The organism is Sporofaciens sp. St.21A7 (assembly GCF_059728535.1).
The window spans coordinates 4,686,273-4,711,649 of the sequence record NZ_BAAGFN010000001.1 but is presented as its reverse complement, the minus strand read 5'-3'; the positions used below and the strand labels follow the sequence as shown (position 1 = coordinate 4,711,649).

General features: G+C 45.5%; 24 protein-coding genes. 16 read left to right on the top strand and 8 right to left on the bottom strand.

Annotated elements, in window-relative coordinates:
- Positions 1-12 precede the first annotated feature (12 nt).
- The 3 genes from AC6I3O_RS23465 to AC6I3O_RS23455 all read left to right on the top strand — a co-directional run bounded on the left by AC6I3O_RS23465 (position 13) and on the right by AC6I3O_RS23455 (position 4,024).
- On the top strand, positions 13-900 hold the full coding sequence (locus AC6I3O_RS23465) for a carbohydrate ABC transporter permease (protein WP_497852938.1): 888 nt from the start codon (positions 13-15) through the stop codon (positions 898-900).
- A 12-nt stretch (positions 901-912) separates the two neighbouring features.
- Positions 913-1,749: a carbohydrate ABC transporter permease gene (locus AC6I3O_RS23460; RefSeq protein WP_497852937.1), complete on the top strand. Its 837-nt coding sequence runs from the start codon at positions 913-915 to the stop codon at positions 1,747-1,749.
- A gap of 340 nt (positions 1,750-2,089) precedes the next feature.
- Entirely contained in the window at positions 2,090-4,024 is a 1,935-nt protein-coding gene (locus AC6I3O_RS23455) for an alpha-galactosidase (protein ID WP_497852936.1), read from the top strand.
- A 41-nt stretch (positions 4,025-4,065) separates the two neighbouring features.
- Here the strand turns inward: AC6I3O_RS23455 and AC6I3O_RS23450 are convergent, their stop codons facing one another.
- Both AC6I3O_RS23450 and AC6I3O_RS23445 read right to left on the bottom strand, forming a co-directional pair.
- On the bottom strand, positions 4,066-4,923 hold the full coding sequence (locus AC6I3O_RS23450) for an AraC family transcriptional regulator (protein ID WP_497852935.1): 858 nt from the start codon (positions 4,921-4,923) through the stop codon (positions 4,066-4,068).
- Between the two features lie 42 nt (positions 4,924-4,965).
- On the bottom strand, positions 4,966-5,568 hold the full coding sequence (locus AC6I3O_RS23445) for a sugar O-acetyltransferase (protein ID WP_497852934.1): 603 nt from the start codon (positions 5,566-5,568) through the stop codon (positions 4,966-4,968).
- Between the two features lie 116 nt (positions 5,569-5,684).
- Here AC6I3O_RS23445 and AC6I3O_RS23440 point away from each other — a divergent pair, with 116 nt between their 5' ends.
- Positions 5,685-6,005, top strand: coding sequence for a rhodanese-like domain-containing protein (locus AC6I3O_RS23440; RefSeq protein WP_497852933.1), 321 nt, complete (start codon positions 5,685-5,687; stop codon positions 6,003-6,005).
- The gene (locus AC6I3O_RS23435; RefSeq protein WP_497852932.1) at positions 6,006-7,697 is read left to right on the top strand and encodes an FAD-dependent oxidoreductase; all 1,692 of its coding nucleotides are present in this window, start codon (positions 6,006-6,008) and stop codon (positions 7,695-7,697) included. It abuts the gene before it with no gap.
- A gap of 67 nt (positions 7,698-7,764) precedes the next feature.
- On the opposite strand, the gene AC6I3O_RS23430 is transcribed toward AC6I3O_RS23435, so the two are convergent.
- A complete protein-coding gene (locus AC6I3O_RS23430; RefSeq protein ID WP_497852931.1) occupies positions 7,765-8,424 on the bottom strand; it encodes a Crp/Fnr family transcriptional regulator in 660 nt (219 codons plus the stop codon).
- Between the two features lie 329 nt (positions 8,425-8,753).
- Positions 8,754-9,320, bottom strand: coding sequence for a flavin reductase family protein (locus AC6I3O_RS23425; protein WP_497852930.1), 567 nt, complete (start codon positions 9,318-9,320; stop codon positions 8,754-8,756).
- A 126-nt stretch (positions 9,321-9,446) separates the two neighbouring features.
- Here AC6I3O_RS23425 and AC6I3O_RS23420 point away from each other — a divergent pair, with 126 nt between their 5' ends.
- Both AC6I3O_RS23420 and AC6I3O_RS23415 read left to right on the top strand, forming a co-directional pair.
- The gene (locus tag AC6I3O_RS23420; RefSeq protein ID WP_497852929.1) at positions 9,447-9,791 is read left to right on the top strand and encodes a winged helix-turn-helix transcriptional regulator; all 345 of its coding nucleotides are present in this window, start codon (positions 9,447-9,449) and stop codon (positions 9,789-9,791) included.
- A gap of 36 nt (positions 9,792-9,827) precedes the next feature.
- On the top strand, positions 9,828-9,956 hold the full coding sequence (locus AC6I3O_RS23415; protein WP_497852928.1) for a hypothetical protein: 129 nt from the start codon (positions 9,828-9,830) through the stop codon (positions 9,954-9,956).
- A 7-nt stretch (positions 9,957-9,963) separates the two neighbouring features.
- On the opposite strand, the gene AC6I3O_RS23410 is transcribed toward AC6I3O_RS23415, so the two are convergent.
- Genes AC6I3O_RS23410 through AC6I3O_RS23400 form a run of 3 tightly spaced genes read right to left on the bottom strand, consistent with a single transcriptional unit; the run spans position 9,964 to position 12,683 of the window.
- Positions 9,964-10,620: a hypothetical protein gene (locus tag AC6I3O_RS23410; protein ID WP_497852927.1), complete on the bottom strand. Its 657-nt coding sequence runs from the start codon at positions 10,618-10,620 to the stop codon at positions 9,964-9,966.
- Positions 10,620-11,723 carry a DUF58 domain-containing protein gene (locus tag AC6I3O_RS23405; protein ID WP_497852926.1) on the bottom strand — a complete coding sequence of 368 codons (1,104 nt, stop codon included), beginning with the start codon at positions 11,721-11,723 and terminating at the stop codon, positions 10,620-10,622. The genes AC6I3O_RS23410 and AC6I3O_RS23405 overlap by 1 nt, the downstream gene beginning before the upstream one ends.
- Before the next feature lie 15 nt (positions 11,724-11,738).
- Positions 11,739-12,683 carry an AAA family ATPase gene (locus AC6I3O_RS23400; RefSeq protein ID WP_497852925.1) on the bottom strand — a complete coding sequence of 315 codons (945 nt, stop codon included), beginning with the start codon at positions 12,681-12,683 and terminating at the stop codon, positions 11,739-11,741.
- Positions 12,684-12,939: 256 nt separating this feature from the next.
- Between AC6I3O_RS23400 and AC6I3O_RS23395 the strand changes: the two genes are divergently transcribed.
- From AC6I3O_RS23395 to AC6I3O_RS23380, 4 genes are read left to right on the top strand one after another with little or no spacing between them, the layout of a single operon-like run.
- A complete protein-coding gene (locus tag AC6I3O_RS23395; protein ID WP_497852924.1) occupies positions 12,940-14,232 on the top strand; it encodes an ATP-binding protein in 1,293 nt (430 codons plus the stop codon).
- Between the two features lie 18 nt (positions 14,233-14,250).
- A complete protein-coding gene (locus tag AC6I3O_RS23390) occupies positions 14,251-15,906 on the top strand; it encodes an AAA family ATPase (RefSeq protein ID WP_497852923.1) in 1,656 nt (551 codons plus the stop codon).
- The gene (locus AC6I3O_RS23385) at positions 15,881-16,351 is read left to right on the top strand and encodes an HD domain-containing protein (RefSeq protein ID WP_497852922.1); all 471 of its coding nucleotides are present in this window, start codon (positions 15,881-15,883) and stop codon (positions 16,349-16,351) included. The genes AC6I3O_RS23390 and AC6I3O_RS23385 overlap by 26 nt, the downstream gene beginning before the upstream one ends.
- A 55-nt stretch (positions 16,352-16,406) precedes the next feature.
- Entirely contained in the window at positions 16,407-16,751 is a 345-nt protein-coding gene (locus AC6I3O_RS23380; protein ID WP_497852921.1) for a DUF2651 family protein, read from the top strand.
- Positions 16,752-17,039: 288 nt separating this feature from the next.
- Here AC6I3O_RS23380 and AC6I3O_RS23375 read toward each other — a convergent pair whose 3' ends face one another.
- Positions 17,040-18,224, bottom strand: coding sequence for an ATP-binding protein (locus AC6I3O_RS23375; RefSeq protein WP_497852920.1), 1,185 nt, complete (start codon positions 18,222-18,224; stop codon positions 17,040-17,042).
- A 227-nt stretch (positions 18,225-18,451) separates the two neighbouring features.
- Here AC6I3O_RS23375 and AC6I3O_RS23370 point away from each other — a divergent pair, with 227 nt between their 5' ends.
- From AC6I3O_RS23370 to AC6I3O_RS23350, 5 genes are all read left to right on the top strand, one after another.
- Positions 18,452-19,039, top strand: a complete 588-nt coding sequence (locus AC6I3O_RS23370; RefSeq protein WP_497852919.1) for an HD domain-containing protein — start codon at positions 18,452-18,454, stop codon at positions 19,037-19,039.
- A complete protein-coding gene (locus AC6I3O_RS23365) occupies positions 19,036-20,634 on the top strand; it encodes an AAA-like domain-containing protein (protein ID WP_497852918.1) in 1,599 nt (532 codons plus the stop codon). The genes AC6I3O_RS23370 and AC6I3O_RS23365 overlap by 4 nt, the downstream gene beginning before the upstream one ends.
- 34 nt (positions 20,635-20,668) lie before the next feature.
- The gene (locus AC6I3O_RS23360; protein WP_497852917.1) at positions 20,669-21,346 is read left to right on the top strand and encodes a 3'-5' exonuclease; all 678 of its coding nucleotides are present in this window, start codon (positions 20,669-20,671) and stop codon (positions 21,344-21,346) included.
- A gap of 98 nt (positions 21,347-21,444) precedes the next feature.
- Positions 21,445-24,816 (top strand): MBG domain-containing protein, encoded by a 3,372-nt coding sequence (locus AC6I3O_RS23355; RefSeq protein WP_497852916.1) that lies wholly within the window; start codon positions 21,445-21,447, stop codon positions 24,814-24,816.
- Positions 24,817-25,142: 326 nt separating this feature from the next.
- Entirely contained in the window at positions 25,143-25,328 is a 186-nt protein-coding gene (locus tag AC6I3O_RS23350; RefSeq protein WP_497852915.1) for a hypothetical protein, read from the top strand.
- The last annotated feature ends 49 nt before the right edge of the window (positions 25,329-25,377 follow it).

Below are 25,377 nucleotides of genomic sequence, written 5' to 3'. Positions count from 1 at the left end.
GAGGGATTTTTCATGACTAAAAAATTATCTGCCGCCGCAAAGCGGGAGGAGAGATGGGGCTGGCTCATGGTAGCGCCTACCATCATCGGTCTGGTTGTTCTGAATCTCTGGCCTTTCGTACAGACACTTTATTCCAGCTTCTGTGAACATCTGGGCTTCGGCCATTACAAGTTTATCGGTGTGCAGAACTATAAGGATATGTTTGGAAATACAGAGTTTTGGAAAGCCACTTGGAACACAATCTACTTTTGTATCCTGACTGTACCTGTGGGCATAGCTCTGGCCTTGCTGGTAGCCTTGCTCCTTAATGCGCATGTGAAGTTCAAAGGCGGTTTCCGTACCATCTTTTTCCTGCCTTTGGTCTGTGCGCCGGCGGCGATTGCCATGGTTTGGCGCTGGATCTTTAATACGGAGTATGGGATCTTAAACCAGATGTTGGGCAGCAAAACTCAATGGATTACCGATCCAAAGACGGCTGTGCTGGCTGTTGCCATTGTGTCAGTCTGGAGCAGCATAGGTTATGACGCGGTTCTTTTGCTTGCAGGTTTGCAGAATATCCCAAGAACCCTCTATGAGGCAAGCGGACTGGACGGTGCGGGGAAGGTTCGGCAGTTTTTCACAATCACCCTGCCTATGGTTTCGCCAACCTTGTTCTCTGTCTTGATTATGCGTTTGATGGCGTCCATGAAGATTTATGACCTTATTTACATGATGGCAGACGAGACGAATCCGGCGCTGACCGATATGCAGAGCCTGATGTACCTGTTCTATCGTTCCTCATTCGTGGCGGGAGACCGCGGTTATGGTTCTGCTATCGTTATCTGGACTGTTGGTTTGATTCTTCTTGTGACTCTTGTGCAATTCCAAGGGCAGAAGAAGTGGGTTACATATGACGTTTAAGGAGGTATTGCAATGAAAAATTCTTTGAGACGCTCCTACATGATTAACAGGCTGCTTACATATTTTTTCCTGATTTTAGGGGCGGTCATTATGATCTTTCCCTTTGTGTGGATGATCTTGACCAGTTTTAAGACGGTTCCTGAGAGTATGCAGATTCCGCCGGACATTTTACCCCAACAGATCAATCTGGATAATTTTAAGGAGGCCATTGCCAGCCTGCCTTTTGGCAGCCTGTATCTGAATACAATACTGATGGTTTTCTTCCGCGTGGTCTGCGCCGTATTGTTTAGCTCTATGGCAGGTTATGCATTTGCCAAGCTGAAATTCAGAGGTAAGAAACTGCTTTTTGGCATCGTATTGGTGCAGATGTCCCTGCCAAGCCAGATTTTTATTATCCCGCAGTATCAGATGGTTGCCAAGATGGGTCTGGCTAATACGATTTTCGCCTTAGTTTTTCCGGGGCTTGTCAGCGCTTTTGGTGTGTTTTTCCTGCGCCAGACATATATGGGTATCCCGGATGAGGTGGGTGAGGCTGCCTATCTGGACGGTTGTAATCAGTGGCAGACATTCTATAAGATCATGTTCCCACTGACAGGAACTTCCGTAGCGGCCCTGACCATATTCACCGCCGTTTTCGCATACGGAGATCTGATGTGGCCGTTGGTTGTTAATTCAGATTTGAAGATGATGACGCTGTCATCTGGTCTTTCTACGCTGAGGGGGCAGTTTACGACTAACTTCCCGGTGCTGATGGCCGGCTCTCTGCTGGCTATGCTGCCAATGGTAGTGCTGTACCTGATCTTCCAGCGTCAATTTGTGGAAGGAATCGCCGGTACTGGCGGGAAATAGGCTTTAGAACGGTCCCGGCATATGTTGTCGGGACTGTGCCGGGGCGCTTTTTATTTTAAATGATTTACGAGGGAGGTATCTCTATGATTGTACTTGACCAGGAAAACAAAATTTTTACGCTGCATACTCGGAATACCACATATCAGATGAAAGCCGACCAATATAATGTGCTTCTGCACACTTACTATGGGGCAAAGATTGATAATTGTGACCTGTCTGTTTTGCTCCAATGCGGTGAGCGCAGTTTTACTCCCAATCCCAACGAGGCAGGGAGTAACCGGAATTACTCGCTGGATGTGGCGCCGCAGGAATATCTACCTGCGGCGTGGGCGATTTCCGTTTGCCTGCGATTGAGCTGGAGCTGGCAAACGGCAGCCATACGGCGGATATGCGTTACGAAGGGTTCCGCCTGGAAAAGGGAAAATACGCTCTGGAGGGCCTTCCAGGTTTTTACAGTACAAAAGACGAGGCAGAAACATTAGTAATTATGCTAAGGGATGCTGCCGCCCAGGTAGTAATGGAACTGTATTACAGTGTATTTGAGGCTTACGACCTTATTACCCGGACCGTCCGAATAGTCAACCAGGGAACGGAGGAGATCCGCTTATGCCGATGTGCCTCCCTATGTCTGGATTTTCCCCGGTCTGACATGGATCTGATTACCTTTAATGCCCATCATCTGATGGAGCGGTGTCTGGACCGGGGACCATTGCGGCCGGGGATACAGAGTGTGGGCAGCGTACGTGGGATATCCAGCCACCAGCACAATCCTTTTGTGATTCTCTGCGGCCGTGATACTGATGAAGATACCGGTATGTGCTGCGGGGCTATGCTTCTGTACAGCGGCAATTTTGAAGCGGCTGTGGAGTGCAGCCAATATGAGAACAGCCGTCTGGTTATGGGGATTCATCCTTTTCATTTCTGCTGGACTCTGACGTCAGGGCAGGCGTTCACTGCTCCAGAGGCGGCAATGGTCTATTCCTCTAATGGTTTTGGGCAAATGAGCCGTCAGTACCATAGGGCTATCCGTAAGCATCTTCTTAGGGAGCCTTACGATGGCAGGCGAAAACCGGTTCTGATCAACAACTGGGAGGCAACTTATTTTGACTTCAATGCCGACAGGCTGGCTGACATCGCAAGGGAGGCTTCGGCTCTTGGAATCGAGCTGTTTGTTATGGACGACGGCTGGTTTGGCTCCCGGAATAATGACGACAGTGGTCTGGGTGACTGGCAGGTAAATTTAGAAAAGCTGCCAGGGGGACTGGAGGAGTTGGTTCCCCGTATCAAGAATATGGGAATGAAATTCGGCATCTGGATGGAGCCGGAGATGGTCAATGAAGACAGTCATCTTTATCGCGCCCACCCGGACTGGGCGCTTCATGTTCCGGGGCGTGTCCCTGCCCGAGGCAGAGGCCAGCTGGCATTAGACTTTTCCCGGAAAGATGTCCGGGATTCTATCTATGAACAGATGAAAGTGGTTTTATCCAGCGCCGATATTGCTTATCTCAAGTGGGATATGAACCGCAGCCTTACCGACGTCTGGTCTGCCTCTTTGCCGTCGCGGCGTCAGGGGGAGGTTTATCACCGGTATGTACTGGGAGTCTATGACCTGTTAGAACGTCTTCATCGTGATTATCCGCATATTCTTATTGAAGGATGTTGCGGCGGAGGAGGCAGGTTCGATGGCGGCATGCTTTACTATACGCCTCAGGTTTGGTGCAGCGACGATACGGATGCTATTGACCGCCTGTGTATTCAGTATGGAACATCCTTCTGTTATCCGGTCTGTACCATGGGAGCCCATGTCTCGGCTGTTCCCAATGAGCAGAATGGACGCGTCACCCCTCTGAAAACCCGGGGAATCACCGCAATGAGCGGAGCTTTTGGTTACGAGATGGATCTGGGGAAGTGTACTGCAGAGGAAAAAAAGGAGATCCGGCGTCAGGTGGAAAGTTATAAGACTCATTATAATCTGCTTCATGAAGGAGATTATTACCGTCTTAGCAGCCCCTTTCAGGACAGGTCTTTCACAGCCTGGGAGCAGGTGTCCCCCGATCAGCGTGAGGCTTTGGTTAGCGTGGTGTATGGCTGCATCAACGCAGCGCCGCTTTTTGGAACTTTACGGATTAAGGGATTAAACCCTGATTTTCAATATCAGATTGACGGGGCTGAGCCTCTTTATAGCGGCGAGACACTGATGAAGGCAGGTTATCCATTTCCTCAGATACAGGGAGATTATTCCGCCTTTCAGATTTACCTAAGAGCCGTCGGATAAAAAGAATCCCACCGGATTTTGGCGGGATTCTTCGTATTAACCTATCGTTCTGGTTTGGAACAATTCTGCTTTCTCCATTCCTGAGGCGACAGGCCGTAGCATTTTTTGAAAGCTTGGGAGAAATAGAGTTGATTGGGATAACCGCATTGATCGGTTATTATTTTAATAGGCAGATCGGTGAATCGCATCAACTCTGTTGCATTCGTCAGGCGCTGATGAATCAGGAATTCCTGAGGAGAACAGCCCATCACTTTTTTAAATTTTCGGCTGAAATGATTTCGGTTCAGTTTGCAAAAGTCGGCTACCTCATCAATCGTCAGTTTACGGTTATAGTTTTGCTGGATATAAACGACGGCTTCATTGATATAAAAATCCTTCTGTCCTTTTTCTGCAAAATTCTGTCGGCTGGATGAAAATTCGATTAATTCGTCCAGGAACAGGTATAATTGCCCTATCAGATGGATGGGGGATTTCGCAGAGTTTTCATAAAAGTAAAGCATCCGATCCCGCAAGCGTTCTCCATGTTCTATACTCTGCGGAAGATAAATGGGCGGATCCCACTCAAGGCCGGCATGAAGCAGGCATTCTTCTGCATGAATTCCGTCAAATTCTATCCAGACATATTTCCATGGCTCCTTCTCATCGGCGGTATACATGTTAACCTGTCCGGGGCAGATCAGGAATGCCTGGTTGGCCGCCAGATTATACTCATGTATCTTGCCGTTGGTGGAGTGTGAGTATAGCATTCCCCGCCCGCTGATGATATAGTGAAGCAAATAGTGGTTACGCACAAAAGGACCGAAAGAGTGGAGGGGCTTGCATTCCTCCCAACCGTATTGATAGGGCCGTATATCCAAAAAATGCTCGTCGGGAAAAAGCGAGATGTGGTTTGTTTCCATAAATACGCAGCTCCTTCTAAACACCAAAAATTTTGGATATATTTAATCAGGCTGTTGGTCAAAACGTCTGTCTTTAAAATAATACTCTTCATCCCGTTCGTTGATTTCTCGGTATACTTTGCATGGGCTTCCAAATGCGACCACATTGTCCGGAATATCCTTTGTTACGACCGAGCCTGCCCCTATCACAGAATTTTCTCCGATTGTAACGCCTGGAAGAATGATTACATTTGCCCCAATCCATACATTATCTTTCACGGTAATTGGAAATGAATACATGCCGTCTGCCCGGCGCTTCGGATGGATGGGATGCCCGGTCGTGCTGAATGTTACGTTAGGGCCAATGAGGACATGTTTTCCGATGGTTATTTTCCAGTCGTCAATCAAAGTCAGGTTCATATTAGCATAGGTTCCCTCTCCAATGGACACATATTTCCCGACCGCAGCCGTAAGCGGCGGGACAATCCATACATTTTCGCCAACGTATCCAAAAATATCCGTAAGGAGAGCGGCGCGTCCTTCCATATCTTCCGGCGGCAAATTGTTGAACTGATTCACCAGACCCTTCGTATGGGCCTGCAAAGCCATATTTTCTTCATCATCGCCCCAAAGGTATCCCTTTTTCATTTTTTCTTGTTCTGTCATTATGTACCTCCCAAAATTAAGTTTTATCTATTGTAACATAAAAACGTGATTTTATCACGGAAGGATTTTCTGGAATCGGCTATGATAAATCCATCAAAAAGATTTGAGGTGATGAGATGAATTTTTTCAATTTATTCCAAAAGCCGGATATTGACCAAGGCATCCGGGAATATGAGTCTGCGTCCGGGGCAATTCTTCTGGATGTGCGTACCTCCAAGGAATATCAGGAGGGGCATATTTCCGGCAGCAAAAATGTTCCTCTCCAATCTCTTGACGGGATAGGGGCGGTTGCAGGCCAAAAGGACGCTCCTATTTTTGTCTATTGTTATTCTGGAAGCAGAAGCCGTCAGGCGGTAAGCATTCTTCAAAGGATGGGGTATAATAATGTGAAAAACATAGGCGGAATTGCCTCTTATACTGGAAAGGTGGTGCGGTAAATGAAAGTTGTTATTGTCGGAGGGGTAGCGGGCGGCGCTACTGCGGCTGCCCGTATCCGCAGGCTGGACGAAAAGGCAGAAATCGTAGTTTTTGAACGGTCAGGTTATATTTCCTATGCCAACTGCGGTCTTCCCTATTATATCGGCGGAGTGATTACCGACCCGGACGAATTGACCTTGCAGACGCCCCAGAGTTTCTTTTCCCGTTTTCACATAGAAATGAAAGTTCACCATGAAGTTACTGCTGTTCACCCGGACAGAAAGACGGTTTCCGTAAAGAATACAGAATCAGGAGAAGAATTTGAGGAAAACTATGACAAACTGATTCTTTCGCCGGGAGCAAAGCCTTTAAAACCCCGCCTGCCGGGTGTGGAAAGTGACAAACTCTTTACTTTGCGGACCATGGAAGATACTTTCCGGATAAAACAGTATATTGATAAAAACCATCCAAAGTCTGCTGTACTGGCAGGCGGCGGTTTTATCGGACTGGAACTGGCGGAGAATCTGCGCAAGCTCGGAATGGACGTCACTATTGTCCAGCGTCCGAAACAGCTTATGAGGCCCTTTGATTCGGATATGGCGGCTATGATTCATGGCGAAATGAGAAAGCATGGCGTGAGGCTTATGCTGGGATATACTGTGGAGGGATTCCTGGAAAAAGATAATGGCGTGGAGGTACTGCTAAAGGACGAAGCGCCGCTTTGTGCCGATATGGTAGTGCTGGCCATTGGCGTTGCCCCAGATACCAGCCTTGCAAGGGAAGCGGGACTTGAACTGGGAATCAAAGGCAGCATTGTAGTGAATGACAGAATGGAAACATCTGTTCCGGATATCTATGCTGTGGGAGATGCAGTACAGGTGAAACACTATGTCACTGGGGAAGATGCGCTTATTTCACTGGCAGGCCCAGCAAACAAACAGGGCCGTATTGCGGCTGATAATATATGCGGCGGCGACAGCCATTACCTGGGCAGCCAGGGAAGTTCTGTTATTAAAGTATTTGACATAACAGCGGCCACGACCGGCCTCAATGAGTCAAATGCTCGGAAAGCGGGGGTGGATGCGGATAAAGTCATTCTATCGCCTATGAGTCATGCGGGTTATTACCCTGGCGGCAGGCTGATGACAATGAAGATTATCTTTGAAAAAAACACCTATCGGCTGTTGGGTGCGCAAATCATAGGGTATGAAGGCGTTGATAAGCGTATTGACGTACTGTCTGCCGCAATCCATGCAGGAATGTCGGCAATTCAGCTAAAAGACCTTGATTTGGCATATGCGCCGCCATATTCTTCGGCAAAAGACCCGGTGAATATGGCCGGATTTATGGTGGAAAATATTGCGGCAGGTATTTTAAAGCAGTTCCATATGGAGGATATTGCCGAGCTGCCCCGTGACGGCAGTATAACTTTGCTGGATGTCCGTACCGAATGGGAATATCGCCGCGGGCATATAGAAAGCTTTGTGAATATCCCGGTGGATGAACTCAGGGAGAGGCTGGATGAAATCGAAAAGGAAAAACCAGTATATGTCATCTGTCAGAGCGGGCTGCGCAGCTATATTGCATGCAGAATTCTGAACGGATACGGCATAGAAGCGTACAATTTTTCCGGAGGATTCCGGTTCTATGAGGCAGCCGCACAGGACAGAAGCCTGGCAGAATCTTCTGCCGCATGCGGCATGGACAGATAACAAAAGGGGGAAGGGGTGTCTGAAAATTTCATTTCCCGACAACCCCTCTGCTGCGTATGTACGAAATTCAGGAATCGCAGATTGCGTTTAATTTTGGGATATCCGTAACTTCGACAACACCGCGGGCTAACCTAAGTATTCCCTCCTTCTGGAAATAGTGGAGCATCCGGGTAACGACCTCGCGGTGTGTACCCAGATGGCAGGCAATGCTTTCATGGGTGATTTTCAGCTCGTTCGTACCTTCAATAGCGGTTTCCTCCAGAAGAAAGGCGGCAATGCGTTTGTCCATACTTTTCCACATAATCTGTTCCATGAGCCACATGACCTCAGAAAACCGGGCTGCCATAATTTCGTTTGTATAGTTTGCTGCCGGGGCCGAAGTTTCCATGATTTGTTTATAGATTTCTGCCGGAATGATCCAAAACTTGGTATCCTTTTCCGCCTCAATCGTAATATCGAACTGGATACTGCGTATCATGCAGGAGGCGGAGAGCAGGCAGATATCTAAATCAAACAGGCGGTAAATGGTCACTTCCCGCCCCTCGTCAGAAAGGATGTATGCCCGAAACTGCCCGGATTTTATGACAATAAGGCCGGTACAATCCATTCCGCCGCTATGTATGGTTTCTCCCTTTTTTACAGAGCGGCGGATAAGGCTTTTGTCGATTGTATTTTGCTGTGAAGGTGTCAGTTTCTTCCATATTGGAAAACAGTCTTGAAATTCCATCTGCTTTGCTCCTCCTGTCATATATGATACTCTGTCTATACGACGGCATCAATGATAAGTTTATCACCGATGACAATATTTTCAAGAATACGCCGCATATTCAGATGGCCGTCTAGGATGAACTATACCGTAGTTTTGCCGAACGGTCTTCCGCGGTTTATTGGAAAATATGAGCCTTCATCGACCATGCCTCATTTTAACATAGAGAATTAGGATAAACAAGTCTGCCATTCTTAAAATGCTCATTGGCGTTTTACACCCGTTACAATTCACACCCACATCAATCAACAGTGTGATTGGCGTAGGTGTGAAAAGTAACTTGCACGCCATTACTTTTTGAGCTGTAAACCGTCTTTGAAGGCTTCGCCTACTCTTTCAGCCACTTTGTAATAGCCGTGGGTATAAGGGTCAAAAGCGATAGCGTTTACCAGATTCATATCAATCTTATCGCCCGCCATAACACGTTCATCTGCCGTAATATTTACAACTTTACCAATCACGCCGCAGCCATATGCATTGTTCTGATATTCGATAAATTTACATTCTAAGCAGAGCGGAAATTCATTGATAACCGGTGCGTCCAACAGTTCGGATTTGGATGCCGTAAGACCACTGTTTTCAAACTTATTTGCAACCCGGTTGCCAGACTCGACGCCAAAATAATCTGCTTCAACTACATGGGCGGCATCGGCAATACTTACGGTAAAAGCGCCTCTTGCCTTGATGTTCTTCACTGTTTTATGTGTTTCTGTTAAATTGAGAGCTACATTGCCTCTCTCCTGCATAGTTCCCCAGGCGGCGTTCATAACATTGACGCTGCCGTCTTCGTTGTAAGTTGCAACCATTAAAACGGGCATTGGGAAAATACCTTCGGTTAAGTTTAGTTTTTTTCTCATTGTCATTACCTCTTTTCTTATATGGAATTGACAGTACTTGTATCTGCATATATAATTATAGACGGTAACAGAAAAAGAACAAGTACTGTCTTATAAGAAAGGTACTATTATTTAAGAAAGTATAAAATGATAAAGAATTATATTGAAAATGCAAATTTTGAAGATACAGGATTTAGTTATACATTATCGCTGATATCCGGCAAGCACAAGATGGTAATCCTCTATTGCCTGATGGAATTTGAAGTTGTGAGATTTAATGAATTAAAGCGATATCTCAAAAATGTGACGGATAAGACGCTCAGCAATAATTTGAAAGAATTGGAAGCAGACCATCTTATTGTTAGAAAAGAATATCCCCAGATTCCGCCAAAAGTGGAATACAGTCTTAGTGGCAAAGGAAAATCTTTGATGGTTATTTTAGATCAGTTATGTGTTTGGGGTGAAAATAATAGAGAGGAGAAAAACATATAGCAGAGGTTTTCTGAATCCAAGGTATTGGCTGTATTCATGGGACTGGAATTGCCAGAAGGCGTATCTGTGCAGACGCAGATTATTCCTGATGTAGACCGGGTTTTAGGGAAGAGGGAGGGTGTGATTAGTGGAGATGCTATTATTTTAAACCGCTGTGAGAACTAGCTGAACATTATGCCTGCAATTGTGGAAAAGATGGCGTCTCATTCCCGATTTTTTTCATAGCGCCGGCGGGAAGGTTCGCGACGCGGATATTTTTCTTTACAAATCCCTCAAGGCTTTCCAGATAACAGTATGCCAGACAGACGCAGAACTCCGATGCAAGGATTCCCAGCATCAGATACAGAAGTCCGTGGCGGCCAAAAGTAAGCAGGTATAGATACATGCCTGCGGGAAACAGGCAGTACAGTACTCTGGGAGCATCGAGAAGAGTCGGTACTTCCCACATCTCTTGATCTTCCTGCGCGCCAGCCTCGTTTGGCATTTCCTTCATCTTCCTTCGGATTTCACCTTGTTTCATCTTCACATAAAAACGGAAAAGGAAGACAAAAACAGTGAGCCAAGTGGTAATCATATTTCCGCTGAGCGTGTGCATTCCCCAGACCATGATTAGGGAAAATGCGAGGAAAATCCAAAGGCTCCGGCATTTATATATGATGATATAGGAAAGGCTCACCGGAAAAATCATAAAAAGCCCATTCAAAAGGAAAACAATTACTTCCTGTCCCCGGATGTTCCATATGGCGATTGCAAGCACATAGATTCCCTCAAAAAGCAGGATATCGTGTATCCAGGAAAGCAGAATCATTGCGCGGCTTTTTTCTTTCATTATCCATTCATCTCCCATTTAAAAATATTGACGCCCCTTATGTTTTCGGGCGTATTTTCCGTAGATACCTGCACAGGTATTACCCACAAGACCGGGCATCCGTTCTCTGCCATGGCGGCAACGGCTTTCACGGTCTCCGGATCTTGGTTCATGGAAATAACGACGTAGACGACTCCTGACTGGATTTTTTCTTTTTCCTGCTTCAATGTCTCGAAGAGCCGCTTCGCAGGCATGCGGATATCAATACGGGAAAGTTCCTGATACAACGTCTGTATCTGTCCGGCGCCATCCTTTAAGTAGATTGGCTGCATTCCATTTCCAATGACCGTAAGTTCCATCTTCTGTTTCACGATGCGGGACGCCAGAGACGCCGCGATGCGTATTCCCTCCTCCGTTAACTCCTCGCAGCGGACGATGCCGGAATCCTCTGTGTCCAGAATCATCCTCATCCGGATATTCGTCGTGGAGTCGAATTGATTTACCAGAAGCCCCTGTCCTTTCGCAGAAGCCTTCCAGTTGATATGGTGCATCGGGTCGGAAGGGTGGTAATCCCGGATTCCCGAAAAACAGAACGGGTCGGGAAACAGCCGGTTCTGCGTGATGATCATGCCGGACACAGCCTTGCAAAGCAAGTCGAGCCGATGGGTATCTAAAAGCCTGGGATACACATATAGGGCAGTCGCTACCTTCCGGTCGTCGTGGAAGCTTCGGCGGAAAAAGAAATCATATCCGATTACATCGGCTTTTGTAATCTCGTAATAACCCCGCTTTTCACACACGAACGGAAGCCTCCGGATAACGCGCTGGCGCATAAAAAGAGAGAAGATGTCTCTGCGGTAACTCTGGTCAGTGACATTTGCATTTTCTTTCGCCTCACCGGAAAATTGTAGCGCCCGGTCCATGGCAAGGTTGACCTCCAGCGCGGGCAGGGGGAGGGGCTTATCGTTGGTGATTTCTTCCCTGAGATAAGAGACATCCCCTTCATAGGCGGAACGCGCTTCAAATTCAGCTTCAATGCCAAGCCCGGTATTCCAGTATTTCTTGTAAATAATGTGCTGGAGCAGATAAAATGCCCCGGCTCCGGCAAACAGTAATAACAGCATAATCGAAAGTCTCCTTTACCGTTTTTCCCAATCTTCCACCGGAACCGGTACAAGGCTTAGGACTTCCCGTATGATTTCTTCCTCATATCTTACGCCCTCGGCGGGAACGGACAGGGTGAGCCGGTGGGAGAGGACCGGAACCGCCACATTCTTAATATCTTCCGGTACGACATACTCCCGCCCTTCCGTCATGGCGAAACCCTGTGCGGCACGTACAAAAGCCAACGTACCTCTGGGGCTTACGCCCTGCATAATCTTAGGATGCTTTCTGGTGGCGTGGACTGTCTCGATCATGTATTTCAGCAAATCTCTGTGGATATAAATCTCACGGCACTGTGCCTGAAGCTTCACAAGTTCCTCTTTCCCGCACACGCTCTCAAGCGCTGCGAGAGGCTCGTCTACAAGAAAACGTTCTACCATGGAAAACTCTTGGCTCGGTGTCATATCCTCCATGCTGATCCGCATCAGGAAACGGTCCATCTGCGCCTCCGGAAGGGGAAATGTACCCAATGTTTCCAGCGGGTTCTGCGTCGCAATGACAAAGAAAGGCGCTTCTAATCCCCTGGTCTTTCCGTCTACCGTTACCTGGCTCTCTGCCATGCACTCGAGCAGGCTGCTCTGTGTCTTAGGTGTGGCCCGGTTGATTTCATCCGCAAGCAAAATGTTGCAGAAAACAGGACCTTCCCGGAATACAAATTCGCCTTTTTTAGAATCAAAATAGTTTAGCCCTGTCACGTCTGACGGGAGCAGGTCGGGGGTGAACTGAACTCTTCCGAACTGTGCGCAGACAGACTTGGCAAGGGATTTGGCAAGTACGGTCTTGCCGGTTCCAGGGACGTCCTCCAAAAGGACGTGGCCTTTTGCAAGAATGGCGGTTAGGATGAGTTTCAGCGTTCTTTCGTTTCCAATCATGACTCTGGAAATATTGTTCTGTAGAGTTTCGAGTAATTCAAGGTTCATCTTTCGTTTATCCTCCTGTTTCAGAAATGTATGCATTCCCCTTTTATTAATATAATTGTAACGCTTTTATTGTCACATTTCAATTAGTACTTTGGCCATAGATTTACTGTTGAAATGCTGTTTAATGTAATTAGCAGCAATAATAAGTTGATTAAAATGTGAATTTCTGTATTAAAGTTGACTTACGTTTGCAGATAAGGTATACTATGATTAGAAAAGGGAAAGAATTATGATAGAAGATAACGGAGTGATGTGTATGAAAAGGAAGATAACAGACCGGCTCGTAAAATGGAGGAACACCGCTGCTTCACGTCTGCCTTTGTTACTCTATGGAGCGCGTCAGGTAGGAAAAACTTACGTTATGCAAGAACTGGGCGCAGACTATTTTAAAAATACCGTTTATGTGAACTTTGAAGCGGACCGTAAAATCGGGGATTTTTTTGAAAATGAAATCCACGCGGAAGCGGTTCTTGGAATTTTAGAGAGATATTATCACACGAGAATCATTCCGGACGAGACGTTAATTATATTTGACGAGATACAGATGTGCGAAAGGGCGCTTGCCTCTCTCAAATATTTTGCGGAAGAGGCGCCAGAATATCATGTGATTGCTGCCGGAAGCCTGTTAGGTGTGGCATTGAAGCGGGAGCAGTTCTCCTTCCCTGTGGGCAAGATTCAGATGGAGAATATGTATCCAATGGATTTTGAAGAGTATCTGTGGGCAAAGGGCAAAGAATTGCTTGCTGATATGATTCGTACCCACTATGAGAAGAATCAGGCATTAGGAGAGGGAATGCACAAGGAGGCATTGGCAGAGTATTATAATTACTGTATTATAGGCGGTATGCCCGCTGCGATAGCGGCTGAGACTATGCCTTATGCAACACTGACACAAGAAGAAATCAGGCATATGCTGCTGGATTCTTATATTGCGGATATGGCAAAATACGCATTGCCAAGTGAAACGGTCAAGATATTTGCCACCTATGATTCACTGCCGTCTCAGCTTGCGAAAGATTCCAAGAAGTTCCAGTACAAACTGATAAAGAGCGGGGCACGCGCATCCCAGTACGGAGACTCTATAGACTGGCTGATTCGTGCGGGCATTGTGAATAAATGCGTAAAATGTACGCAAGGCTTTATGCCGCCCTCTGCATTCTTGGACTTGACAGCATTTAAGCTATATTATAGCGATACGGGCATTATGTCGGCAAGGACGGGCATGAATCTGGTGAGGTTGATGGGTGAGGAGGCAGAGCGGTTCCGGGGGATATTTGCGGAGAATTATGTTGCCTGTGTTCTAAGGGCCAATGGGTATGAACTGCTTTACTGGGAATCTGAGGGCACTGCAGAAGTTGATTTCCTGATTATCAAAGATGACCATGTGATTCCGGTGGAGTGTAAATCAGGAAACCATGTAAAATCCAGAAGCCTTGCGGTCTATCGGGAAAAATATCATCCTGCGTACAGCATCCGCATATCTGCAAGGAATTTCGGGATGGCGGACGAGATAAAATCAGTGCCATTGTATGCGGCGTTCTGCATATAGAAAAGAAGGAGGCAGAGTATGGGCATTTATGTAAATCCAGGGAATCGGTTGTTTGAGGAAGCAGTGCATTCTCCAATCTATGTGGATAAGAGTGGGCTGATCGATTATACAAATAGCATACTGAAAACACAGAGAAAAAATATTTGCGTCAGCCGTCCACGGCGTTTTGGCAAGTCGATGGCGGCAGATATGCTGGCGGCATATTACAGCAAGGGCTGTGATTCAAAAGGATTGTTTGAGAATCTGGAAGTATCGGATGAAAATAGGGATGTTTCAGCCGGGGAGCAGGCAGCGAAACGGCTAGAGTCATATAAGGCAAACTTAAACCGGCATAACGTGATTCGTTTTGACGTCCAGAGATTTCTATTTGACGAATCACACGTACCTGTTTTTATCAAGAGGATACAGGATGTAATTATCAGAGAATTACGGGATGAGTTTGGCGGGTGCTTCGACGGTGGGGATGAGTTATATGGTATGCCGGGAGTATTAGAGCAGATTTATGCACATACGGGCCAGGGATTCGTTTTTATAATTGATGAGTGGGACTGTGTATTCCGACTTGCAAAAGAGGATGTGGAGATACAGAAGAAATATCTTGACTTTTTAAGAGGTCTTTTTAAAGGCTCTGAATATGTGGATTTGGCATATATGACCGGAATCCTTCCTATAAAAAAGTATGGGGAACATTCTGCAATTAACATGTTTGACGAGTATTCTGTGACGGATTCCAAAGGTCTTGGAGCGTATTTTGGATTTACGGAAAAAGAAGTACGGGAACAATGTGCAAAATACGACGTTGTTTTTCAAGAGATGAAAAAGTGGTATGACGGGTATACTTTGGGAGATTACCATATCTATAATCCGAAATCGGTCACAGATGCATTAACATGGAGAAAGTTCCAAAGTTATTGGACAGGTACGGAGACGTATGAAGCATTGAAGGTTTATATTGAGAGGAATTTTGACGGGCTTAAAGAGGCGGTTGTGGAGATGTTAGGCGGCGGTCAGTGTAAACTGGATACAACCATATTTCAAAATGATATGACCACATTTTATACGAAGGATGACGTGCTGACCCTCTTGGTTCATCTGGGATATCTGACATATGACGAGCAGACGGGCAAGGTTTCTATTCCCAATCAGGAAATATCGCAGGAGTTTGTTAGGGCGATAAAAGTTGGTGGATGGGGCAGTCTCATGGAGGCTCTAAACCGTTCGGAGGAACTTTTGAAAAGTACGTGGGCAATGGACGCTGCCGCAGTGGCGAAGGGAGTGGAACAGGCACGTAGGGATACGGCTTCGATTATTCAATATAATGATGAGAATTCGTTGGCTTGTGCGGTCTATGCGGCATACTTTAGCGCGCAGGTTTATTATATGAAACCGATTAGGGAGCTTCCGAGCGGGAGAGGATTTGCCGATGTGGTTTATCTTCCCCAAAGGGGTGTGGACAGACCGGCGCTGTTGATTGAATTAAAATGGGATAAGTCTGCTCAGGGGGCAATCGCTCAGATTAAGGATAGAAAATATGCAGATTGGGTCAAGGGTTATACTGGGAATATTCTACTTGTAGCGATTAATTATGAAAGGAAGAAAGATGTGCATGAGTGTATTATTGAGAAATACGATGACAGTACAGGAAATTATGAAAAAAATGGTTCTTTATTCTAAGGAGAATATACATGACATTAATCATTTCATTAAAGTATACGGTTATGCAAAGATGATTGGTGAATGTGAGCATTTGGCTTCTAAGGAACAGAAGATTCTTGAGATTGCAGCAATTCTGCACGATATTGCCTGCCCGCTGTGCCGAGAAAAATATGGGAATACAGACGGAAAGAGGCAGGAAGAAGAGGGGATTCCTCTTGTATACGATTTTCTGAAAGAAACCGGAATAGAACCAGAAACGGTGGATCGGGTTGCCTATCTGGTGGGACATCACCATACTTTGACGGATATTGACGGGTTGGATTACCAGATTTTGATAGAAGCAGATTATCTGGTGAATGTGGAAGAAAACGGTTATTCAGAAGAGAATATAAGGAATATGTTGAAAAATATTTTTAAGACAGAAACGGGCCGGATGCTTTTGGAGGCGATTTATTTGCCGTAATTTAACGAAAGAATATATATATTTGATATGGGAATGTGGCAGAGAGGAGGAAGTTATGAGAAAGACTTTGCTATTATGGGCAGTGTCAGCGATAATCATTATGTTAGTATTACCTTGGATGGCGGTGAATTTTGTAAGCGCCCAGGCGGGGCTGACGGTGTGTTTTCTTCTGTTCTTTATTGTGAACCCGATTTACGCCGTGACTGTAGGCGTAGCTGCAGGAAGAAATATAAAGAGTCTGTGGTATCAGCCAGCCGTGACATCGGTATTATTCTTGATTGGCATAGGGGTGTTTTTTGAAACGATTGACAGTGCATTCATTATGTATGCATTCAGTTATCTTGTTTTGGGGATGCTTGCGGCAGTGATTTCAGGGGTTGTCAGAAAAAGAGCTCATTAACGGCAGGATAAGGCGAAGGGACTCTGGGAATTGTCAGCTTTCCCGGAAGCCCCTTTTTAGTGCGTCTTATTACTTTTTAAACAGTATTTTGCGGTTTATACAAAAATAAAAGAATGTATAGCTGATTGTTATACAACAGCTTCTATTAACAACTTATTTCCTAATATAACTTCTTTTACTCCGACAGTTTTCTTCTTATTAAAATTAAAGCTCAGCATGTATCCCTTTTTCAAATGAAAATAATCAAGGTAATCTGATAACTGTTGCTCGCCCCGTTCGTTATAGGCATTACCTCTCCACACCTTTAGCTCGATGATGAATTGTTCGCCGCGGTATGCTTTCGGAAAATTCTTCTGAAATAAAAAGATTATATAGTACAGATTCAAAAATCCGGTTAGAAATAACAGCGGTTCCATTATCATTTCTTATAAAACCAAGCATTGCGGCAACGTCAATATATGGGTTCTGCGGAACATATGGAATAGGTTTGCCTGTGAATAGGAGTTCGTATATTACGGAGCGAAGCTGCGGATAATCTGTTAGTTTTCCGGTAAGTGACTGGAATAAAGGATTATTTTCCGTTGTGAGCAGCTTCTCTGCTTCAATTACCCCGTCTTTTGTCCAAGCTTGTTTTCTGTCAGGGAAATCTGCTGTCCCGCAGATTTCTTCGTCAAGATATTTACATAAACCGGAAACCAGATAGGGATACCCGGAAGTGCGGTTATAAATGGCTTCTGCCAGTTCTTGGATATCCATTCCCGTGAGATGGTCTTGCTCATATTCTTCCAACATTCCAGCGATTTCCCCAGAAGAAAACCCCATATCAACGCGGAAACTGGCCGCAATGTTCCAAGGGCTGTTGGTTCTAAGGGCTGCTTTTGTCTCATGTTTTCCCCTAATATTACGGATATCATAGACACTTGCAAGGATTACCGACTGGAATGTTGGGGTTACGTCGTTATCCAGATAGGCGGCCCGAAGCTGTGCAAGAAAATCAAGGAATACTTGGTTATTTGTTGCAGTATCGGCTTCGTCGATAAGAAGGACGATTGGTTTTGGGGAACATCCGCACCAGTCGCAGAAACAATCGAATATTTCCGCAAGTCTGGTTTTGTGGGGAGTCCCGCCAGCCGCCAGTTCAAGTAATTTCATTTTGGTGTCGTCTGGTACGTCGCCCATTCTTTGGATACGCCTGCTGATTTCTCTTGCAAGTGCATTGACAAAAGCAGACTCGTTCTCGAAATCAAGGGAACTCATCCTTTGGAAGTCGAGGCTTATTACCGTATAATCGGTCTTTAAATAGTCCGCTAACGCACGTAATGTGGTAGTCTTACCGTGCTGCCTTGCCCTGTTGATGGTAAAATATTGCCCGTTTTCTATCATTGTACGGATTTCTTTCAGTTTTGGTTCGAGATTAACCATATAATGTATGCCCGGCCGGCAGGCGCCGTTCACATTAAAATATTTTGCCATTCTATACCATGTAATCCTTTCCGAAGCGGTTGCTTCAAAACCTTTCAGCGTCTCTGTAAAAAATTATATCATAAGTTATGAGAAAAGTCATTTGCTTCAACTTGATTTTTCTAATAAATTATGAGATGCATTAGATTGATTGTAGGGGAGGTTTCTGCTATATTAATTGAAAAGAGAAAGTGGATTTAAGCATAATTGAAGGAAAAGGATGGGAGGGGAGGTATGGTATGCTGCCGACAAGAGAAAATGCCGAAACGCTGCTCAAAGAAGCGGAACAATGTAATCCGGGTCCATGGGGAAACCATAGCCGCATAGCTGCCCATTGTGCGGAAAAGATTGGGAAGGAGTGTGTGGAGCTTAATTCCGACAAGGCATATATATTAGGTTTACTGCATGATATTGGCAGGAGGTTTGGCGTAAGGCATCTGGGACATGTGTCAGACGGTTATTCATACATGATGTCTCTGGGATATGACGAAGTTGCCCGAGTTTGCCTGACTCATTCCTTTCATGACCAGACTACGGATGGGTATATCGGAAGATTCGATACGACAGAGGAAGAGCTGGGGATAATCAGGGATGCTCTGCAGACGATTGTACCGGATGAATATGACAGGCTGATTCAGTTATGCGATGCTTTGGCAGGTTCGGAAAGTGTGTTGGATATTGAGGAACGCATGAATGACGTAAAGCAGCGTTACGGATATTATCCTCAGGAAAAATGGGATAATAATATAAGGCTGAAACAGCATTTTGAAGAGAAGATGGGAAAAGAGATCTATGCTGTTGTGGGGAAGGATGAGTTTAAGATATGAAACGATTTAATACGACAGGGCCGTGTATCCCGGAAAAGCATTATATGGTAGATTTAAAAGAACGTCTGGAGCAGATTCGCGAGTTGGTCGATGATGGCGCGTATTTTACAATAAACTGTGCGAGACAGTATGGGAAGACCACGACTCTGGCGGCGTTGGCCAAGCAGCTTTCTAAGGAAATTCTGGTTGTAAGCATAGATTTTCAGAGGTTCAGCCAGTCGTGTTTTGAAAATGAATGGAAATTTTGCTATGCGTTTGCGGCGGCATTTGCCAGTGAAATCAACAGAATCCTCCCGGAAACGGCAGAGGGAAGGCAACAACTGGAAGAGTTATCCATACAGAAGAAAGACGGCAATTTTAATCTAATGCGGATGTTTGAAATATTGTGGCAGTTTTGCGGCAGTCTGGACAAGCCTGTAGTTTTGATGATTGATGAAGTAGACAGTGCGTCGAATAACCAAGTGTTTCTGGATTTTTTGTCGCAGCTTAGGAATGGTTATCTGGACAGGGAATTGAAGGCTCTTACTGTATTTCAGTCAGTTATCCTAGCCGGGGTTTATGATGTCAGGACGCTTAGGCGAAAAATCCGGCCGCTGGAGGAACACAAGCTTAACAGCCCGTGGAATATTGCGGCAGATTTTGATGTAAATATGAGCCTTTCAAGCGAGGGGATTGCCGGGATGCTCCGGGAATATGAGGACGACTATGGCGTGGGAATGAATATTGAGGAGACGGCGGCTCTGCTGTATGATTATACGTCCGGATATCCTTATCTGGTGTCCAGACTGTGTAAACTGATTGATGAGAAGGTTGCAAAGAAAGATTCATTCCCGGGAAAGAAGGCGGCATGGACGCGAGACGGGTTTTACGAGGCTGTACGCCTGATTGTGACAGAAGAAAATACTTTGTTTGATTCATTGACCGGGAAATTGGCAGACTATCCTGAATTGAACCGTATACTGAGCTCTCTTTTGTTTTCGGGAGAGAATACGGGATATAATTCCGATAATCTGGCAATCCGTGACGCCGCTATGTTTGGATTTGTAAAAAATAGACAGGGAATGGTGGCGATTGCAAACCGCATTTTTGAGACAAGGCTTTATAATTATTACCTCTCTAATTCAGAAATCGAAGGGTTGGATATATGCAGGCTGTCCAAACAAGAAAAAAATCTGTTTGTGGTGGACGGGCGTTTGGATATGAAAAGGGTTCTTGAAAAATTCGTGGTGCATTTCCATGAATTGTATCAGGATTGTGATGAGTCATTTGTTGAGGATGAGGGGAGAAAATATTTTCTGCTTTATCTCCGCCCAATTATTAACGGAACAGGGAATTACTATATTGAATCAAGGACAAGAAGCATGGGGCGGACGGATGTGATTGTAGATTACCGTGGGGAGCAGTTTGTGATTGAGATGAAAATATGGAGAGGAAATGAATACCATATGCGCGGTGAGGAACAGCTCGTCAGATACTTGGATGATTATCACATAAATAAAGGATATATGCTCAGTTTTAATTTCAATAAGAAGAAACAGATTGGCGTCCGTGAGATTGCGGCGGGAGATAAGGTGTTAGTTGAGGCAGTTGTATAAGGTAGGAAATGAGAAAATACAAGGGAGAAAGAATATGCTTGGAGATAAAAGAGGAAGAAAAATCGATAAATACGTTGGAGATTATGTTGTCTTTGACTTGGAAACGACAGGGACTAGCTGGGCAAGCGACGCGGTAGTCGAGATTTCCGCAATTAAAGTGGAGAAAGGCAAGGTTGTGGATACCTTTTCCACCCTGGTAAACCCGGAAAGACCTATTCCTTTTCGGGCGTCGGAGGTGAATCACATCTATGACGACATGGTAAAAGACGCGCCTGTGTTTAAGAAGGCGCTGGCGGATTTTGATGCATTTGTTGGCGAAGGATTTTTGGTAGGGCATAATATCCATACCTTTGACATGAAATTTATCTGGAGGGATGCAGAGTATTACTGGGGAAGGACGATTGCAAATGACTACATAGACACATTATCCCTTGCCAGACAATGTCTACCCCAGCTATCCCATTATAAGCTGGTGGATTTGGCGTCGCATTATCATATTTCCACAGACGGGGCGCATCGTGCCCTTGCAGACTGCAGCATGAACCAGAAGGTGTTTGAGAAGCTGGGAGAAGAATTGGCGAATCCGGCGGTTACGGCGAATATGAAGGTCTGTCCCAGATGCGGGCAGTTTCTAAAGAAACGCAGCGGAAAATTTGGAGAATTCTGGGGATGCAGCGGGTATCCGGCGTGCAGGTATACGGAGAATATTTAGGGAAAAGAATTATTTAAAAAATACTTTTTTTAAATAGGAATCTGTGATAGAATGGTGAGGAAATAACATAAATGATTCAAGATCAAGGAGTGAAAAACATGAAGGAGCGGAAAAAACAGCTAAAGCGGTTACTGGCTGTGGCGTTATCCCTTGTGGTGATTGGAGGTTCAGTGAATTTGCCTGTTCTGACGTCGCTTGCGGAGGATGATACAGACAGCAGCGGGGCTACGGTCGCAGGGACGAATGATCCGAGTGGTCAGGGAACCGAGCAGGACACGCCGGATGAGCCGGGAACCGAGCCGGGGACACCGGGTACACCGGGTGCGCCAGACGGACAGGGAACCGAGCCGGGTGGCGGAGAGAATCAGGATGATGCAGGCCCGGCGGAGAGAAGTCAGGAATTCACCGTAGAGGTGAAGAATCTGGATGAAGATCTTCCGGATAGTGACGAATTATTTGCGGGTTACGTAGAGCAGCTTTTCTACGAAGGTTTCAACGATGGAATTGCGACGCTTGGAAATGTCGGCGCGGACAAGCTGACAGACCCGAAACTGAAAACTGCATATACAGAGTTGAAGAAGGTCATTGAAGAAGTGGCGGCAGGAACGAGAACGTCTACGAAAGATATTGCCGTGCCGTATGCTATGACATGGACTACGGCCGAGCTGGGATCTGATTTTAAGGTGGCTGCAGATATTGCGGGAGATAAGATTTTAGAAGCTGTAGATCCTGTGATATCTTATCTGTTGATGGATTGCCCCTATGAATTATACTGGTTTGATAAGACCATAGGTTATCAATTCAGTTATGATTTTGTTCAGCGGGGAGAAACCTATAGCATCAGCCGGTTGTCATTCCAGTTTGTAGTTGCGTCAGAGTATCGTGCGGCAGATATGTTCACGGTTGATGCTGCAAAAGTCGGCGGTGTGAAAAAGGCGGCTGATAATGCAAAAGCTATTGTAACAAAACATGAAGGAAAATCAGACTATGAGAAACTTGCCGCATATTGTCAAGAGATTTGTGATCTGGTATCTTACTACGACGAGGCGGCTGAAGACGCTTATATGCCTTACGGCAATCCATGGCAGATGGTCTGGGTGTTTGACGGCGATCCGACAACGAACGTTGTATGTGAAGGCTATGCAAAGGCATTCCAATATTTGTGTGATATGTCAACCTTCAAAGACGCAGTTTGTTATACTATATGCGGAGAGATGGGCGGCGGAACCGGCGCCGGCGGCCATATGTGGAATATTGTTACATTAGAGGGTAAGAATTATCTGGTTGACGTGACGAACAGTGACGAAGGTACAATTGGTTCTGGTGGCGAACTGTTTTTGGCAGGAACAAAAGCGAATACAGATGGAAGCTACACATTTAATATTTGGGGCGAAGATATTAATTTCATCTATGATGATGATCAGTGGAGTCTGTTTGGCAAGGATGTCCTGACTCTGTCAGAGACAAATTACATCCAGAAAGAAAAGCTTACGATTACCGCGCCGGCTATCAGCGTTACATATGGCGATAAAGTAAGCAATGAGTTATTAGCGGCCGTAACGGCGGCAGATAAGAATGGGAATCCGGTTGCCGGTAAGGTTGGCTGGGCGATTGAGGGTGATTCCTATGGAGCTGCCGGGAAAAATACATTGAAGGCTCTATTCGTACCAACTGATTTAGAAACATATGCGGTACAAGCATTTACGGTAGAAGTCAATGTAAAACGTAAACCGATTACGATTACAACTCAGTCAGCCGAGAAAGAGTACGGTCAGGATGATCCGGAGTTTAAGGTTATTGTTGACAGCAGTACACCTCTGGTTGCGGGTGAAACTCTTGCGGGTGCATTAGGGCGTGAAGCAGGTGAAAACGTGAAAGAGGGCGGATATGCGATCAATGTAGGAACATTGCCGGAGTCCAATCCGAATTATGAGATTACATTCGCTTTAGGCAGCGTCCTTACGATTAAGCCGACAGATAAGTACATGGTCAGCGCAGTGGCTGAGCAGAACGTCGTAGCCGAAATCGGAAAGTTTACGGAGCCTGTATTTACCGGAATGAATGATGAAGTAATTTCTGGTTCTGTTGCTTATACCTACAACAATGTTACCGGTATGAAATATGACGAGGTAGTGGCTGAGCTTGCGAAGCTGGTCGTAGGCGACACCGGAGAGATTGGCTATACGTTTGTTCCGGGCAGCGGAAACTATATTGGCAGACAAGGTACTATCAAATTTACGGTCAGAGATATTGAATTTGTCGTAGGCGATGCACAGGCTACTCTTGATAACGCAGTAACAGTTAAGCAGAACCCGACATACGGCGATACATGGGCTGACATTGTGAAGATTGCGAAGATTACGGCAAAAGTCGGTGACGAGAGCGACAACGACGCAAGCCATTTTACGCTTGACGTCAGCGGTATGCCGCTGGCAGGAGAAGGACAGGCATTCCGTGTATTATACAACGGAACCGTGGGCGGCAAGGAATTTAAGGATCAGGTCGTTTGCAGCGGCGTTGTGACGGTTGCTAAGAAGGCGTTGACATGGGATGTCAGCGGTTTAGAGGCAGTAGACAGCGAGCAGAGCCTGAATGGCGGCAACAATGCGACTCTTTACGGAGAGTTACGGGTAGCCGGTATTCTTCCGGCCGACGCAGCCGACGTACGGTTTATGCCAGAGAGCAAGTTAGTCGGAACCTATGGGGCGACTACGCCAGGCGAGCAGAAGGTAACACTTGCATGGGAAGACCCGAATTATGTAGCAGTTCTTACCGGAACCAAGATTGATAATTACACAATGCCCGCAGCATTACCGGTTCTTACCGGAAGAATCAATGCGGTAAGCGTACAGCCGAATGTACCGGAATCAACGGCTGAGGTAGAGTACAGGCTGGAATTTGAGAACGGAATCTCCGTAGTTCCGGAAACATTGGCTCAGATTGGATTAAACACTCCGTCAAAGATTGAAGGAAAGATGGAGAATGAGATTCAGAAGAAGCTGCCGAACGGAAGCAATAGCTTTGAAGTTTACGACGTAGTCCTGAAGGTTAAGGATGAAAACGGAAACTGGGTTAAGGTAGATAAGGATAATTTCCCTAAGGGTGGAATTACTGTTACCATGTCATACCCGGAAGGAACCGGAAAAGATACTCACGATTTCGAGGTAGTGCATATGTTTACCGAGGAAATGAATGGGTATAAGCCAGGAGATATCGAATATCCGGCTGCAGTAAAGGGTGATGCAATTCAGTTTAAGGTAACTAGCCTGTCGCCAATCGCTTTGGGCTGGAAAGAAGTGAAAAAGACAGAAGGCGGAACAACGGGTGAGAATACTGAGTCAGGCTCTTTCCCGAAAAAATCCACAGCGCCTAAGACTGGCGACGCAAATACAATGATGCTCTATGTTCTCTTTATGATGTTGGGAGTTGCAGGCATTGGATATAGTGTGAAGCGCAGGACAATGCGGTAAAAAACAGAGGAGCTTTAAGCTCCTCTGTTTTTTGAATCTGTTATATTTATGTGTATTTGCATAGTATGATATTGTATAAAGCAAGACGTTGACAAATGCTTTACGAAAACATATACTTTATTTAACAAAGAAATATGTTTGCTACGAAAGTCAGCAGAGAAAAACGAATACCATTTGAGATAAATGCAGACCCATTTTATTCAGAAAGTAATATGAAATATCTAGATATCAGAGCTTAAAAGCGGCAAGGCAAAACTGGTAGAGCATGATTTGATAGAGGATTAGCTGATGTGGCAAGTAAATCTGAATGAAAGGAGAATAATACAATGGAGGTAACGGAACAGATGAATGAAAACGAGCAAAAGAAAGTAGCTATTGATAAGTACATGAATCTTTTAAGGATTGAAAGGTATGGAAAGGAAGAATTTAATTTCCAGAAGAGAGCCGCAAAGGTAGAGCTTCAGATTCTCGGCATACCAACGGAAGAACTGGAAGCCGAACCAAACGAATAGAAAATATCAATAATTACCTCCTATACATGAGAAAAAGTGATTGGAATTC

What these genes read in the sequence shown, in the direction of transcription:
- AC6I3O_RS23370 (WP_497852919.1), top strand. Translation starts at nt 18,452, where the DNA reads ATGCTGCCGACAAGAGAAAATGCCGAAACGCTGCTCAAAGAAGCGGAA.
- AC6I3O_RS23395 (WP_497852924.1), top strand. Translation starts at nt 12,940, where the DNA reads ATGAAAAGGAAGATAACAGACCGGCTCGTAAAATGGAGGAACACCGCT.
- AC6I3O_RS23420 (WP_497852929.1), top strand. Translation starts at nt 9,447, where the DNA reads ATGATAAAGAATTATATTGAAAATGCAAATTTTGAAGATACAGGATTT.
- AC6I3O_RS23410 (WP_497852927.1), bottom strand. Translation starts at nt 10,620, where the DNA reads ATGAAAGAAAAAAGCCGCGCAATGATTCTGCTTTCCTGGATACACGAT.
- AC6I3O_RS23415 (WP_497852928.1), top strand. Translation starts at nt 9,828, where the DNA reads ATGGGACTGGAATTGCCAGAAGGCGTATCTGTGCAGACGCAGATTATT.
- AC6I3O_RS23450 (WP_497852935.1), bottom strand. Translation starts at nt 4,923, where the DNA reads ATGGAAACAAACCACATCTCGCTTTTTCCCGACGAGCATTTTTTGGAT.
- AC6I3O_RS23375 (WP_497852920.1), bottom strand. Translation starts at nt 18,224, where the DNA reads ATGGCAAAATATTTTAATGTGAACGGCGCCTGCCGGCCGGGCATACAT.
- AC6I3O_RS23390 (WP_497852923.1), top strand. Translation starts at nt 14,251, where the DNA reads ATGGGCATTTATGTAAATCCAGGGAATCGGTTGTTTGAGGAAGCAGTG.
- AC6I3O_RS23435 (WP_497852932.1), top strand. Translation starts at nt 6,006, where the DNA reads ATGAAAGTTGTTATTGTCGGAGGGGTAGCGGGCGGCGCTACTGCGGCT.
- AC6I3O_RS23400 (WP_497852925.1), bottom strand. Translation starts at nt 12,683, where the DNA reads ATGAACCTTGAATTACTCGAAACTCTACAGAACAATATTTCCAGAGTC.
- AC6I3O_RS23405 (WP_497852926.1), bottom strand. Translation starts at nt 11,723, where the DNA reads ATGCTGTTATTACTGTTTGCCGGAGCCGGGGCATTTTATCTGCTCCAG.
- AC6I3O_RS23425 (WP_497852930.1), bottom strand. Translation starts at nt 9,320, where the DNA reads ATGAGAAAAAAACTAAACTTAACCGAAGGTATTTTCCCAATGCCCGTT.
- AC6I3O_RS23350 (WP_497852915.1), top strand. Translation starts at nt 25,143, where the DNA reads ATGGAGGTAACGGAACAGATGAATGAAAACGAGCAAAAGAAAGTAGCT.
- AC6I3O_RS23460 (WP_497852937.1), top strand. Translation starts at nt 913, where the DNA reads ATGAAAAATTCTTTGAGACGCTCCTACATGATTAACAGGCTGCTTACA.
- AC6I3O_RS23385 (WP_497852922.1), top strand. Translation starts at nt 15,881, where the DNA reads ATGAAAAAAATGGTTCTTTATTCTAAGGAGAATATACATGACATTAAT.
- AC6I3O_RS23465 (WP_497852938.1), top strand. Translation starts at nt 13, where the DNA reads ATGACTAAAAAATTATCTGCCGCCGCAAAGCGGGAGGAGAGATGGGGC.
- AC6I3O_RS23365 (WP_497852918.1), top strand. Translation starts at nt 19,036, where the DNA reads ATGAAACGATTTAATACGACAGGGCCGTGTATCCCGGAAAAGCATTAT.
- AC6I3O_RS23355 (WP_497852916.1), top strand. Translation starts at nt 21,445, where the DNA reads ATGAAGGAGCGGAAAAAACAGCTAAAGCGGTTACTGGCTGTGGCGTTA.
- AC6I3O_RS23360 (WP_497852917.1), top strand. Translation starts at nt 20,669, where the DNA reads ATGCTTGGAGATAAAAGAGGAAGAAAAATCGATAAATACGTTGGAGAT.
- AC6I3O_RS23430 (WP_497852931.1), bottom strand. Translation starts at nt 8,424, where the DNA reads ATGGAATTTCAAGACTGTTTTCCAATATGGAAGAAACTGACACCTTCA.
- AC6I3O_RS23440 (WP_497852933.1), top strand. Translation starts at nt 5,685, where the DNA reads ATGAATTTTTTCAATTTATTCCAAAAGCCGGATATTGACCAAGGCATC.
- AC6I3O_RS23445 (WP_497852934.1), bottom strand. Translation starts at nt 5,568, where the DNA reads ATGACAGAACAAGAAAAAATGAAAAAGGGATACCTTTGGGGCGATGAT.
- AC6I3O_RS23380 (WP_497852921.1), top strand. Translation starts at nt 16,407, where the DNA reads ATGAGAAAGACTTTGCTATTATGGGCAGTGTCAGCGATAATCATTATG.